Genomic DNA, 13202 nt, shown 5'->3' with positions numbered 1-13202 from the left:
CGGAGCATTGTACGGGCGAGATGCCCTGGCGTACAGGCGCGTGGCCGGTCGCCAGGCATGAACGCCGGTTTCGCCGGCGTTTGCTGAGGTTTCCTACGATTCTTCCGCAGGTCGCGTGGGGGCCGGTTCCTCGTCCGAAGCCGAGCCCGAATCTTGGCGGCGGTTTTCCTGATACCAGTGCAAGGCAATCAGCAACAGGGTCGGAACCCCCAGCAAGGCGGTGATCAGGAAGAAGTCGTGATAGCCGAATTTCTCCACCATCACCCCTGAATAACCGCCGATCAAGCGCGGGAGCAACAGCATGATCGAGCTGAGCAGGGCGTATTGGGTGGCCGAGAACTTCAGGTTGGTCAGGCTCGACAGGTAGGCAACGAACGCCGAAGTGGCCAGGCCAGAACTGAAGTTGTCCAGAGAGATGGTGACAATCAGCATCTGCAGGTTGGCGCCCATGTCGGCGAGCATCAAAAACAGGATATTGGTACCGGCGGAGGCAACGCCGCCGATGAACAGGATCGGCAGGATGCCAAAACGCACGATCAACAAGCCGCCCATGCCGGCGCCGACGAGTGTCATGATCAGCCCGAAAATCTTGCTGACGCTGGCGATCTGGTCCTTGGTGAAACCTTGGTCGATGTAGAACACGTTGGCCATGACGCCCATGACCGTGTCGGACATTCGGTAGGTGGCAATCAGTCCAAGCAGCAACAGGGCCTGCCAGCGGTAGCGCAGAATGAAATCGTTGACCGGGGTCAGTACTGGCGCCAGCCCGCGGCGCCCCATGGCTGAAAGGCACAGGGCCGTCAGGGTGATATAGAGGATGGCCCGCAGAAAGGCGCGGTCTTCGAGCAGCAGATCCAGCAGGCTGACGCCTTCGAACAGGACGCTGGCGAAGTCGGTGTTGTAGAGCTGGGTGAACATCGCCGGTACCGACACCAGCAGTACGATGAGCACGAACACCGAGGCCAACTGGTGGGCGAAGCTATAGCGACCGGCCTGCAACTGGGTGCGCAGCGGTACCGGCGGTTCGCGCATGAACAGCGAGGTGAGCAGCGCCGGGACCATCAGTACGCCGAACAACAGGTAGGTGCCTGCCCAGGCCGAGTGTTTATAGCTGAAACCGGTGGAGCCGAACCCTTCGGCAAAGAACAGTGCGCCGGCGGTGGCCAGCAATGCCGCGATTCGGTACCCGGACATGTAGCTGGCGGCGAGGGCCGCCTGGCGGGTGTCGTCGGCGATCTCCAGGCGGTAAGCGTCGACGGCGATGTCCTGGGTGGCCGAGGCGAAAGCCACGATCACGGCGATGGCGATCAACCATGACAGGTGTTTTTGCGGATCGCAGAAGCCCATGCCAATCAGGCCGAGGATCACCAGGGCCTGGGAGAGCACCAGCCATGAACGCCGGCGGCCGAGTTTGCCCAGCAGCGGCAGGCGCCATTGGTCGAGCAGGGGCGACCAGACCCATTTAAAGGCATAGGCCAGGCCGATGAGGCTCGCGTAACCAATGGTCTCGCGAGCCACGCCAGCTTCGCGCAACCAGACCGAAAGCGTGGAAAACACCAGCATGTAGGGCAAGCCGGCGGCGAAGCCAAGCAGCAACAGCACGAGCGTCGAGGGACTGGCATAGGCGGCGAGCGCGGCGCGCCAGGTTTTACGGGGCATGGGCTGGAGTCTGCCTCAAAAATTGCGAAAACAAAGCGCGCACTCTAACCGCTGTGCTCTACCGGGCGCCAGCCATGGCGCTGAATATCAACACGACTATTCAGGACACTCACCCCTTCCATGCGCAGGCGCGCGCGTTGTTCATCCCCTGAAGCGCTGCCTGCCGGCAGGCTGATCCGACCGCCGGCACCCAGCACGCGATGCCATGGCAACTTTGTGTCGTTCGGCAGCTGGCTGAGGGTACGCCCCACCCAGCGCGCCGCGCGGCCCAGGCCGGCCATTTCGGCGAGCTGGCCATAGGTCACTACCTTGCCGGCCGGCACTTGTGCCAGGGTCAGGTACAGGGTGGTACGGCGAATCTGGGCGGCGCTCTCTGCGTCCGCGGGAGCATCAGTCACGTTCAGGCGTCCTGAAGGAGGGCGTATTGCCGTTTGTAGATTAAGTCCCGCAAGGTTGGTTGAGAAATGAACTCATTACAAATACTTCGGTCAGTCCTTGCTAAGGTGTCGTCCCGGGGGATAATGCCGCCTTTTTACCGCAAACTTGAGCTCTTTATACGCTTATGTTGTCTAGAACCCTGCTATGCCTAGCTGTCACCAGCGCCTCCATGCCATTGCTTGCCGATACCGTCTGGTTGAAGAACGGTGACAAGCTCAGTGGCAAGATCACCGTTTTCGATGGCGGCAAACTGCTGATCCAGACCGATTACGCTGGCGCGATTCCCATCGACTGGAAACAGGTCAAGACTCTTGAGAGCGACCAGCAATTGCTGGTCAAGCAGGATGCCTACGCCGGCGAAAAAGCCAAGGGGTTGCAGGCGGCCGAGGACGGCAAGGTGACCCTGGCCAACGGCGACGGGCCCAAAACCGTCGAGCTGGCCAGTATCCAGCAAATCCTCAAACCCAAACCGGTGGTCGAGGATCTGGTGTGGAAGGGCAATATCGATGCCGCACTGGATTATCAGCGCGCGGAAAACGATACCGACGACTACGACATCGACTTCAAGACCTCGGCACGCCACGGCAGATGGCGGCACACCGCCGAAGGCGAATACAACCGTGAATTCCAGGATGATGTGGTTTCCACCGACAACTGGAGGCTGGAGTACTCCCTCGACCGGTTCCTCACGGAAAAATGGTTCTGGCAAGGGCGCCTGAATTACAAGCGCGACAAGGTCGAAGAGCTGGCTCGCCAGCGCGTGGTGGGCACCGGTCCGGGTTATCAGTTCTGGGATGACGAGTTGGGGGCTTTCTCGTTGGGCTCGCTGCTCAACCGCACCGATTATGAATACCGCGACGGTGGAACGGACAACTTCTATTCCGTCGCCATGAAGTGGGACTACAACCGCTACCTGATCGGCAAGCGTGTCGAGTTCTTCACCAATGGTGAAGTCGGCAAGCCGCTGTCCGGCGTCGCCGAGTACGCCTACGACGCCGAGGTGGGGCTGCGCTACAAGGTTACCGACTGGGCTTCGCTCAACCTCAAGGCCGAGAAAGATGTCATCGAGGGTACCGAAGACAGCGACTTGAGCAGAACGCGCTACACCGCCGGGTTTGGCGTGACCTGGTAATTACGGGCTAACCAACAAACCAATGTGGGAGCGGGCTTGCTCGCGAAAACGGTGTGTCAGTCAACGAAAATGTTGCTGATCCACCGCGTTCGCGAGCAAGTCCGCTCCCACATTAATTTTGTGCCTGCAAAAAACTTACAGGCACAAAAAAGCCCCGCTTTTGAGGGCGGGGCCTTTTACTAAAGCAAGGACAAGTTAGATAACTTGAACTTCTTCAGCTTGCATGCCTTTCTGACCGCGGGTAGCGATGAAAGAGACCTGCTGGCCTTCTTTCAGGCTTTTGAAGCCGTCGGATTGGATTGCTTTGAAGTGAACAAACAGGTCGTCACCGGATTGTGGGGTGATGAAGCCGAAGCCTTTTTCATCGTTGAACCACTTAACGGTACCAGTTTGGCGATTAGACATGGTGTAACTCCTTGAACAAAGATAACTGCGACACAGGAAGAACCCTGGCCGAGACTGAGTGCAAAGAGCAGGAAAAATTCTTGTAGATGGTTGGATCGAAATTCAACATATCGTGTAGAGATTCTCAGTGACACAAGCAGCACAGTGGCGCCACCTTAACCCTTTTTCCGGTACGTGCCAATGGTCTTTGCGAAGGTTTCTCGGTTTTGGTGACTGACGGCGGGCGATATTGCCGTCAGGGCCAGGAAATCAAGGCGGATCGGCGAGATTTGCGTTCCGCGCTTTGAACCCGGCCCCGTGCCCCGGTAAGATGCCGGACGTATTTTTTCCACCTCGCTATTCAGGACTCCCGCCATGAGCATCAAATCGGACAAGTGGATTCGCCGCATGGCGCAAGAGCAGGGCATGATCGAGCCTTTCGTAGAGCGCCAGATGCGTGGCGAAGGCGCCGACCGGCTGATTTCCTTCGGCGTCTCCAGCTACGGCTACGACGTGCGCTGCGCCGATGAATTCAAGGTGTTCACCAACATCAACTCGGCCACCGTCGACCCGAAGAACTTCGATGAGAAGAGCTTCGTCGACGTCAAGAGCGACGTATGCATCATTCCGCCGAACTCCTTTGCCCTGGCGCGCACCGTTGAGTATTTCCGTATCCCGCGCAACGTGCTGACCATCTGCCTGGGCAAAAGCACGTACGCGCGCTGCGGCATCATCGTCAACGTCACGCCGCTGGAGCCTGAATGGGAAGGCCATGTGACCCTGGAGTTCTCCAACACCACGACCTTGCCGGCAAAAATCTATGCCAACGAAGGTGTGGCGCAGATGCTGTTCCTTGAGTCCGATGAAGAATGTGAAGTGTCCTACAAGGATCGTGGTGGCAAATATCAGGGCCAGCGCGGTGTGACGCTGCCGCGTACCTGATTCTGACGAACAGTTTGAATTCCTGGGCGGGCAGGCACTCTATGGGGTGTACTGCCCGTTTTTTTGCCTCAGCGCAGCGGGCCTTCGCCCAGGAGTTGCTCTATGAAGATCGATCCGCGAATCAGTGCCGAACTGGCCAGGCTTGAGCCCAATCAGATTGGTGTCATGGCTTGGTCATTGCTGGCCCACCCTGCCGAAGCGGCGGGCGGTATTCCAGGCCAGCCTGATCCCGATACCCCCAACGAACAGCCCTTCGAACCCACCGAACCCGGCGAACCTACCCTGCCGGATGAGCCGCCTCCTGCGCCTGTTGCCTGATCGCAAAATGGCCCGTCAGTAGAAAGCACGTGTGCTTCAACTGACGGGCCATATTTCGTTATCCCCAATGACAAAGATCCTGCAGTCATTGTCCTGTTCGACGCGATGGCCTGAAAGGCGAACGGCTTCCAGCCGCGGGCGCTGAACCATTGGTTTGCGTAATTGTTGGAGGTCGCCATACCCGCCGCGTGCGCCCTGAAAGTCTTCTTTCAGTGACCACCGTGGGAGATGAAAGGTTTAATGGGGGAAGGCGACGCAGGAGCGCGCTGAGAACATGCAAGCTCCTGTGGCGGGGCGATTTTGTGGGAGCAAGACTTGCCCGCGACGGGTGCGATGCGGTCTTTCAAAAATCGAGGCGCCTGCTTCGCGAGCAAGCTTTGCTCCCACAAAACCCCCTTGCCCACGGGGTTTATTTCAGGTTGCCACTGAGAAACTGCTGGAGCCGCTCGCTCTTGGGATTGCCCAGCACGTCTTCCGGCGCGCCTTCTTCTTCCACCAGGCCCTGGTGCAGAAACAGCACCTGATCCGACACCTTGCGGGCGAAGCTCATTTCGTGGGTCACCATGATCATGGTCCGGCCTTCTTCGGCCAGGCCCTGGATCACCTTCAAGACTTCTCCCACCAACTCCGGGTCAAGGGCCGAAGTGGGTTCGTCGAACAGCATCACTTCCGGTTCCATCGCCAGTGCGCGGGCGATGGCCACGCGCTGTTGCTGGCCACCGGAAAGGAACGCCGGGTACTGCTCGGCCACTCGCGCCGGCAGGCCGACCTTGTCGAGATAACGACGGGCACGGTCCTCGGCTTCCTGCTGACTGACGCCCAACACCCGGCGCGGCGCCATGGTGATGTTTTCCAGCACGGTCATGTGGCTCCACAGGTTGAAGTGCTGGAACACCATGGCCAGGCGGGTGCGCAGGCGCTGCAGTTCCTTTTCGTCAGCCACGCGCATGCCGTGGCGGTCGTTGATCATGCGGATCGCCTGGCCGTCCAGGCTCATTGCGCCGTCGTTGGGTTGTTCCAGAAAGTTGATGCAGCGCAAAAAGGTACTTTTGCCCGAGCCGCTGGCGCCGATCAGGCTGATGACGTCGCCGGTCCTGGCCTTGAGCGAAACGCCTTTGAGCACTTGATGTTCGCCATAGCTTTTATGCAGGCCTTCGATGGTCAGTTTGTACATGGGGCGTGCATCCTCAAGGCGAAAGTAGGTAGCCGCTGCGGTAGGCTTCGGCACCGGCGACATGGGCGATCACCATGCCGGCAGTGGCCATGCGCCGCAGCGAGCGGGCGTACAGCAGCCCGGCATTGCAGCAATGAACGGGGGTGACCGTGTCGTTGATCGGATCGATGATTTGCGCCACCAGTTGCCCGGCCTCCAGGTACTCTCCGGGCACGGCGCTGTAGACCAGCAGGCCGCCGACCGGCGTCGCCACCGGCTCCACGCCGGCCAGCGGCGTAGCCGGGTAGGGCAGGTCGGGCAAGGGCATCGGTTCGCCGTCAATGGCGCCGAAGCGGATCAGGTATTCGATCAGGGCCTGGCAGTCGAGACTCGCCAGGTCGTGGGTGACGTCGCCCTGGCCGCGCAGTTCGACGGTGACCGAAAAACTGCCCAGAGGAATCTCGAATTGTTCGCCGAAGCGTTCTTTGAGTTGCCACCAGAGCAGGGTGAAACATTCATCGAACGATTGACCACCCGAATCCGTCGCCAGCAGGCTCGCCTCGGCACCGATGTAGCGGGCCAGTGGCTCGACCTGGGGCCAGGCTTCGGGGGTGGTATAGAGGTGGGCGACCGCTTCGAAATCACAATGCAGGTCCAGCACCATGTCGGCGTCGCAGGCCAGCCGTTGCAGGACCAGGCGCTGGGATTGCAATTGCGTACTGGCGGTCTGGCGGGCGAGGGCGTCACGCAGGTGTTTGCGGATCAGCATCAGGTTGTGTTGTGGATCAGCCGTGAGCTGGCCTTCGATCTGGTTGCCGATTTCCTCGCTCAGGTCGACGAACCGGCGGTTGAAATTCTGCCCGCTCTCCATTTCGTAGCGGCCCAGGGGCACATCCATCAGCACTTGTTCCAGGCCGATGGGGTTGGCCACGGGCACCAGCACGATCTCGTGGCGCAGGTGACCGGACGCCTCAAGCTCGGCCAGACGCTGCTTGAGGTGCCAGGCCACCAGCATGCCGGGCAACTCATCGGCGTGCAGGGACGACTGGATGTAGATTTTGCCGACGGCTTTTTCCGGGCCGAAGTGGAAGCTGTGGATCTTGCGTGCGGTCCCCGGCAGTGGGGCCAGCAGGTCATGAATCTGGTGGCGCATTTGCGTGTGTGTCCTGGAACAGAAGACCTAGTGAGTCGGCCCGAGAAAGGCCAACCAGCGGCGTTCGGCGAGGCGGAAGAGGCCCACCAGTGCAAAGGTGACGGTCAGGTAGATCAACGCGGCGATACCGAACGACTGGAACGTCAGGAAGGTGGCCGAGTTGGCGTCCCGGGCGACTTTGAGCACGTCTGGAACGGTAGCGGTGAACGCCACGGTCGTCGAGTGCAACATCAAGATGACTTCGTTGCTGTAGTACGGCAGCGAACGCCGCAGCGCCGAAGGCATGATCACGTAGGCGTACAGCTTCCAGCCCGTCAAGCCATAAGCCTTGGCCGCTTCGACTTCGCCATGGTTCATGCTGCGGATCGCCCCGGCGAAGATTTCCGTGGTGTAGGCGCAGGTGTTCAGGGCGAAGGCCAGGATCGTGCAGTTCATTGCATCGCGAAAGAAACTGTCGAGCAGGGGCTGGGCGCGCACCGCTTCGAGGCTGTAGATGCCGGTGTAGCAGATCAACAGCTGTATGTAGAGCGGTGTGCCGCGGAACAGGTACGTATAGAACTGCACTGGCCAGCGTACGTAGCCCTTGGGGGAAACCCGGGCGATGGACAGCGGGATCGAGACCACGAAGCCGATCAGCAGCGAGGCGCTGAGCAGCCACATCGTCATGGCCAGGCCAGTGATGTGATTGCCATCGCTGTAGAGGAACGGTCGCCAGTATTCCTGAAGAAGTTCGATCATCGCACCGCCTCCCGTGCGCCGGCGGCGTAACGGCGTTCAAGCCAGCGCAGGACGACATTGGACACGCTGGTGATCAGCAGATAAATCAGCGCCGCGAGCACGAGGAAGTAAAACAGTTGGTAAGTGCTTTTGCCGGCATCCTGGGCGGCCTTGACCAAATCGGCCAGGCCGATGATCGACACCAGCGCGGTGGCCTTGAGCATCACCATCCAGTTATTGCCGATGCCCGGCAGGGCAAAGCGCATCATTTGCGGAAACACCACGAAACGGAAACGCTGGCCACGCTTGAGGCCATACGCTGTGGCGGCTTCGACCTGACCCCGCGGCACCGCGAGAATCGCGCCGCGAAAGGTTTCGGTGAAGTACGCGCCATAAATGAAGCCCAGGGTGATGACCCCGGCGCCGAATGGGTTGATCTCGATGTATTCCCATTCCATGAAGTCGGTAAAAGAGGTCAACCAGGTTTGCAGGCTGTAGAAGATCAGCAGCATCAGCACCAGGTCCGGCACGCCACGAATCAGCGTGGTGTAGAGCTGGGCCGGGATACGCAGCAGTTTGACGCTGGACAGCTTGGCGCTGGCCCCCAGCAGGCCGAGCAAAACGCTCAGTAACAAAGACAGGACCGCCAGCTTGATGGTCATCCAGGTGCCCTGCATCAGCAGCGGGCCAAAGCCCTGCAGGCTGAAAGCGCTGAGCCCCAGATTTTGTAGGAGTTGTTCGAACATGAAAGAGGCCTTAGGCAGAAAAAAAGCGCCCATCCGAGGCCGGATGGGCGCTGCGCATTATTTGCCGCTGTACAGATTCAGATCGCCAAAGTGTTTCTTCTGGATCTCGGCGTACTTGCCGTCCTCGTGTAACGCTTTGATACCTTTATCCAAAAGTGCCTTCAGCTCTTTGTTACCTTTCCTGATACCGATGGCGGTCTTGGAAGGCAGCAGTTCGCTGTCCACGGGTTTGCTGACTTCATAGTCACCACCTTTTGGCGATTTCAAGAAGCCCAGTTCGGCCTGCAGCATGTCCTGGATCGACGCATCTAGACGGCCGGAGGTCAGGTCGGCATAAACCTGGTCCTGGTTCTGATAGGCCTGAGTCTTGACGCCGGCCTTGTCCAGTACGGTTTTGGCATAGGTTTCCTGGATGGTGCCTTGCTCGTAACCGACGGTCTTGCCTTTAAGGGACGCGACATCTTCGCTCAGGCCGGAACCCTTCTTGAACACATACGAGGTCGGGCCGGAGAACAGTTCGTTGGAAAAATCGATGACTTTTTCCCGAGCAGGGGTCACGGTCATGGACGAGATCACGCCGTCGAACTTATTGGCCTTCAGGCCCGGGATCATGCCGTCGAAATCGCTTTCGACCCAGCGGCACTTGACCTTCAATTCTTCGCAGATTGCATTGCCCAGGTCGATATCGAAACCTACCAGGCTACCGTCGGCGGCCTTGGATTCAAACGGGGCATAGGACGGGTCGACACCAAAACGCAGTTCCTTGTATTCCTTGGCCGTGGCGACGCCGGCGGCCATGCACAACGCCAGTGCAGAAAGGGTCAGCAGTGCTTTTTTCATTATTCAATCCCTAAAACCAATATGAGCGCTTGTGGCGCGTAAGTATTGTTACCGGTGAAGGCGAGAACGGTATGACGGCATAAAGGTAGCAATTTCCGAACCAGAGTGCCGAACAAGCGTTTTAAAAACTTTGGCGGCAGCCGGCGGGACGTGATGGTGCGCGGGGATGAGCAGGCTTCAAAAGACGCACCAGGATGGCGCGGACTCTGCTGTTTTTTACGCCTCAGTATCAGGTCTCAATACTGGGCCGCTGTGCGAGGGGGTGTTGCTAAGCGCTCGACCAAGGGATTGCCCGGTCATTTCGACATATCGGTAGGTGAACATCGACACCAGGACTACCGTTCCCGCTACCAGCACAGCGATGAGGTTATTGAGCAGTACATTGCCGAGGTCCAGATACCGAGTCCCGTCGATCACCGGTGCAATGTCAACGCCAAGAATTTTCTTCGCCACCATGAACGCCGACACTACGCAAAACAGAACAGCCGCGTGGGTCAGGTAGATGGAGTAAGACAACTTGCCCAGAAAACCGAAGCCACGGCCCGCCAACAAGCGCGACACGGCGCCGCCATCAAAGGCGAATATCACAACGATGACACCGAACAGCGGGCTGGCCCAGAGCTGCTTGGCTGCAAAATCGTTGATTACGAAAATCAGCCCCGCTGTCACCGCCGCCACTTCAAGCGTTGTCAGCAACCAGGTCTGCGCGCGGCTGGGATGGGGGAGCCTCAAATACACGGCGTAAGCCAGGCAGCCGGTGAAAAAGTAGGCGAGGCCGCGTAGCGACTCGATGGTGAAGAAGGTATTGCCTGCATGCATCAGCGCCAAGGCCACGAGCACCGTTGTCACCCATACCCACGTCCTGACGCCGAACGCGATGCTCACAATCAGGGCGAAGATCATGTAGGTGTAATACTCGATACTGATGCTCCAGGACGGATAGTTGAACGACAGTGGATTAGTCAAATGCGTCCAGGATTGCAACAACAATGCATTCGGCAGGATTTCAGAAGGGGCAAACTTCCCTGAAAATGGCGCATTGTTGAAGTCCATGCCTTTTTGGGCGGCCATATATCTGCCGCACTCTAATAGTATAAAAATGCCTAGCATGAAGAGGTGCAAGGGGAGCAAGCGGAAAGTTCGTGTTATGAAAAACTTTCGAAAATTAAACTGCGCCGAGCGGCCATAAGCATGTGTCAATACAAAGCCACTCAATACAAAGAAGAAAGATACAAATACTTCAGCATGACGGAATAACAACCATTCGGTAAAACTACCGCTGACGCGTAAGTGATAAACCATTACTGAAAGGGCCATCAACCCCCTGAAACTGTCCAGTGAAAGAAACCGCTTCTCTGCGCGCATGTCAGGCTCCCTTACACGTGTGAATGGCACGTCTTGGATTTCACTCCGGTCGCCATGCCATTGGGGGAGGTGCCATGACGGTATCCCCGTCACTGTTGCATGAAGGGCCTGGCACAGGATCTGGACGATTGGAGACACTTAAATAAATGGTGAGTCTGATGTCACGTTAGCATTGCTCTTTAAAAGAGCAAGGCGGTTTTTTTCTGTCGTGATGAATACACTGATGACGCAATTACGGCGTCAGAAAAACCGCTAGTGTGCGGGGCCTCAATAGTTTTTTTAGCGGCGCATGAAGCGGCGCCTGGCTACATGTTCTTAAATACCGTTCATCGACGATTCACACTATTTTTCTCACGCATGTTACATACCGACTACTGTGTAGAACGATGATGGCAGAGCGCCAACGCGCCTGAGTTAGGCTGTAAAAAGGACACTATGAAACGCATCGCCGTGATATTAACGCTGGTGTTCAGCAGCCTGGCCCAAGCCGCGCCAATGCGCTGGGGCGATATTCGTGACGGCAGCCTCTATTTGCAGGCGGGGCGCGACGATACGTTGCGCATCAGTTGGGTGCCGGCCTGGCAAACCGACGCTAATGAAGAACGTATTTACTTGCTGGACGGGCAGGGGCAGTTGCGCGACGAGCGTTTTATTCCCGCCAGCGAAGGGAGCGGCAAACAAAGCTGGGCATTGCCCGCCAGCGCCGCCAGCTACCGCGTCGAAGTCCCGGGCTATAGCTTCAGGCGCTATCGCTTTGAGCACGACGACAAAACCGTCGCCCTGTTCGCGCCGACGAAAGTGCACTTCAGCGTCGAGACCGCCGCCAACGTCGAGTTGTATTTCAAGGTCCGCGCCGGTGAGCAGGCGATCCTGGCGGGCAAGTATTTCGGCGGCGTCAGGGCTCTGAATGCCGAGCGCCTGGGCGATGGCAAAACAGTCGAACTGAAACTCAAACCCTACCAGGACTACCCAAAGTTCGACCAGATTGCCTTACCTGTCAGCGATAGGGATCAAGACTGGCGTCTGCGCCTGCAGGGTAGAGGTAAAGCGGCCTTCTGGCTGGACGGCACCGCTAACCTGTTTGCCCAGCGTGCTCAGCACCTGCAGCCGCTGCGACAGGACAGCGGCCGTACCGAACTGGTCCTGCACTCCGAGATTTCGGGCCCCACGCCGCGCCTGGGCTTGGCCTTGCCCTACCTGCTTGCGCCGCCTGCAAGCCACAGCGCACTCGACGCGCTCAAGCCCCGTGCGGGTAGCTTTTACAGCGCCGTCGATATCATGGCCGCTGACCCCCATTACGAAGATGCCTTCAGGCGTTTTTATCTGGAGCGCGGTGGCATCGATACGAACATCACCTTGCTGGCCGCCACTGGGCGTAAGGCCGACCTGAAGGCCGACAGCCAGAGCATCGCCGGCCTGAACGCCTGGCTGGCGGCCACTGTGGCCCTGGGTAGCGGCACTCACTACCTCTCGTTTGCCGATGAACCCAACTACAACTACCCCGACTATGCGACATACAAACACTTCTTCGATGCCATGTATCGCCAGGTGCTCGACTACCCGGGGGCGCGGGAGGCGGGGGTGCGTATCGCCATGCCCGCCAGCTCGCGCTTCGTCAACGGACCGTTTACGCGCCGAGGCGCCCAGCACCGTGGCATCGACTGGGCTCGGCGCATGCTCGACGAATCGGCAGCGCAAATCGATGCCCTGGCCTGGCACGAGTGGATGATTCGTGACCTGCTGGCCACGCGGGTCTACCGCGACTCCGTGCGCCGGGCTGCCGAAGTCGTCGGCCTGCAAGCCGATGGCCGGCCACGCAAGGCGCTGTTGCTGGACCAGACCAATATTTCCAGTGGTTCAAGCGTCAGTCCTTACGAACAAGAGACGCACTTCGCATCGCTGTGGTGGGCCTCGGTTGCGATCAACTCAGCCCAGGATGGTTTGCTCGACGTGCTCAATTGGTTTCAGGCCGCTGACGATCCGCACCACCTCAAAGGCATGATCCGCCTGCCAGCGCCTGATCGCTTCGAGCTCAAGCCGGTAGGCTTGGCGCAGCACTTCATCCAGTCGCACTGGCTCGATCAGGTCCTGCGTATGGACAACAGCGCCTTCGAGGTCGATGCCCTGGCGATGGCCCGCGGCAACGAACGCAGCGTGCTGGGCGTAAACAAGGGCGACCGCCTGCAACGGATCAGCCTGCGGGGCGCAGGCACTGTCTGCCCATCCCTCAGCCTTTTCGGACCTGATAGCCGCCAGCGCGATGCCCCTGTCCAGTGCCGGGATGGACGCATTCGTTTTGAAGTACCGGGTGAGAATATTTTCGCCTTGACGTGGAGGCCGTCATGACACGGGCCG

13 protein-coding genes are annotated in these 13202 nt (G+C 58.8%); 4 read left to right on the top strand and 9 right to left on the bottom strand.

The annotated features are described in order from the left end of the window. Nucleotides 1-93: 93 nt before the first annotated feature. Nucleotides 94-1659: an AmpG family muropeptide MFS transporter gene (locus PSH57_RS22725; protein WP_305416115.1), complete on the bottom strand. Its 1566-nt coding sequence runs from the start codon at nucleotides 1657-1659 to the stop codon at nucleotides 94-96. A gap of 44 nt (nucleotides 1660-1703) precedes the next feature. Further along, complete coding sequence (locus PSH57_RS22720) at nucleotides 1704-2084, bottom strand: MGMT family protein (protein WP_422766110.1); 381 nt, start codon at nucleotides 2082-2084, stop codon at nucleotides 1704-1706. 137 nt (nucleotides 2085-2221) lie between these two features. On the opposite strand from PSH57_RS22720, the gene PSH57_RS22715 reads away from it, so the two are divergent. Beyond that, nucleotides 2222-3229 (top strand): DUF481 domain-containing protein, encoded by a 1008-nt coding sequence (locus tag PSH57_RS22715; RefSeq protein WP_305385693.1) that lies wholly within the window; start codon nucleotides 2222-2224, stop codon nucleotides 3227-3229. 195 nt (nucleotides 3230-3424) lie between these two features. On the opposite strand, the gene PSH57_RS22710 is transcribed toward PSH57_RS22715, so the two are convergent. Then, entirely contained in the window at nucleotides 3425-3634 is a 210-nt protein-coding gene (locus tag PSH57_RS22710; RefSeq protein WP_002554837.1) for a cold-shock protein, read from the bottom strand. A 354-nt stretch (nucleotides 3635-3988) separates the two neighbouring features. On the opposite strand from PSH57_RS22710, the gene dcd reads away from it, so the two are divergent. Further along, nucleotides 3989-4555 carry a dCTP deaminase gene (gene dcd, locus PSH57_RS22705; RefSeq protein ID WP_214918353.1) on the top strand — a complete coding sequence of 189 codons (567 nt, stop codon included), beginning with the start codon at nucleotides 3989-3991 and terminating at the stop codon, nucleotides 4553-4555. Between the two features lie 102 nt (nucleotides 4556-4657). Further along, nucleotides 4658-4873 carry a hypothetical protein gene (locus tag PSH57_RS22700; RefSeq protein WP_305385692.1) on the top strand — a complete coding sequence of 72 codons (216 nt, stop codon included), beginning with the start codon at nucleotides 4658-4660 and terminating at the stop codon, nucleotides 4871-4873. 409 nt (nucleotides 4874-5282) lie between these two features. On the opposite strand, the gene PSH57_RS22695 is transcribed toward PSH57_RS22700, so the two are convergent. The 6 genes from PSH57_RS22695 to PSH57_RS22670 all read right to left on the bottom strand — a co-directional run bounded on the left by PSH57_RS22695 (nucleotide 5283) and on the right by PSH57_RS22670 (nucleotide 10847). Next, on the bottom strand, nucleotides 5283-6047 hold the full coding sequence (locus PSH57_RS22695; RefSeq protein ID WP_256232581.1) for an ABC transporter ATP-binding protein: 765 nt from the start codon (nucleotides 6045-6047) through the stop codon (nucleotides 5283-5285). Between the two features lie 13 nt (nucleotides 6048-6060). Then, nucleotides 6061-7179, bottom strand: a complete 1119-nt coding sequence (locus PSH57_RS22690; RefSeq protein ID WP_305416113.1) for a succinylglutamate desuccinylase/aspartoacylase family protein — start codon at nucleotides 7177-7179, stop codon at nucleotides 6061-6063. A gap of 27 nt (nucleotides 7180-7206) precedes the next feature. Continuing rightward, nucleotides 7207-7917 carry an ABC transporter permease gene (locus PSH57_RS22685; RefSeq protein WP_256232579.1) on the bottom strand — a complete coding sequence of 237 codons (711 nt, stop codon included), beginning with the start codon at nucleotides 7915-7917 and terminating at the stop codon, nucleotides 7207-7209. Further along, entirely contained in the window at nucleotides 7914-8642 is a 729-nt protein-coding gene (locus PSH57_RS22680) for an ABC transporter permease (RefSeq protein WP_092397737.1), read from the bottom strand. The genes PSH57_RS22685 and PSH57_RS22680 overlap by 4 nt, the downstream gene beginning before the upstream one ends. Before the next feature lie 57 nt (nucleotides 8643-8699). Beyond that, a complete protein-coding gene (locus PSH57_RS22675) occupies nucleotides 8700-9482 on the bottom strand; it encodes a transporter substrate-binding domain-containing protein (RefSeq protein WP_256232578.1) in 783 nt (260 codons plus the stop codon). 216 nt (nucleotides 9483-9698) lie between these two features. Continuing rightward, the gene (locus PSH57_RS22670) at nucleotides 9699-10847 is read right to left on the bottom strand and encodes an acyltransferase family protein (protein ID WP_305385690.1); all 1149 of its coding nucleotides are present in this window, start codon (nucleotides 10845-10847) and stop codon (nucleotides 9699-9701) included. A gap of 435 nt (nucleotides 10848-11282) precedes the next feature. On the opposite strand from PSH57_RS22670, the gene PSH57_RS22665 reads away from it, so the two are divergent. Further along, nucleotides 11283-13193, top strand: coding sequence for an ECF-type sigma factor family protein (locus tag PSH57_RS22665; RefSeq protein WP_305385689.1), 1911 nt, complete (start codon nucleotides 11283-11285; stop codon nucleotides 13191-13193). The last annotated feature ends 9 nt before the right edge of the window (nucleotides 13194-13202 follow it).

It is taken from the genome of Pseudomonas hefeiensis (assembly GCF_030687835.1).
GTDB lineage: Bacteria > Pseudomonadota > Gammaproteobacteria > Pseudomonadales > Pseudomonadaceae > Aquipseudomonas > Aquipseudomonas hefeiensis.
The sequence above is the reverse complement of the archived record's forward strand: the minus strand, read 5'-3'. Positions and strand labels throughout refer to the sequence as shown.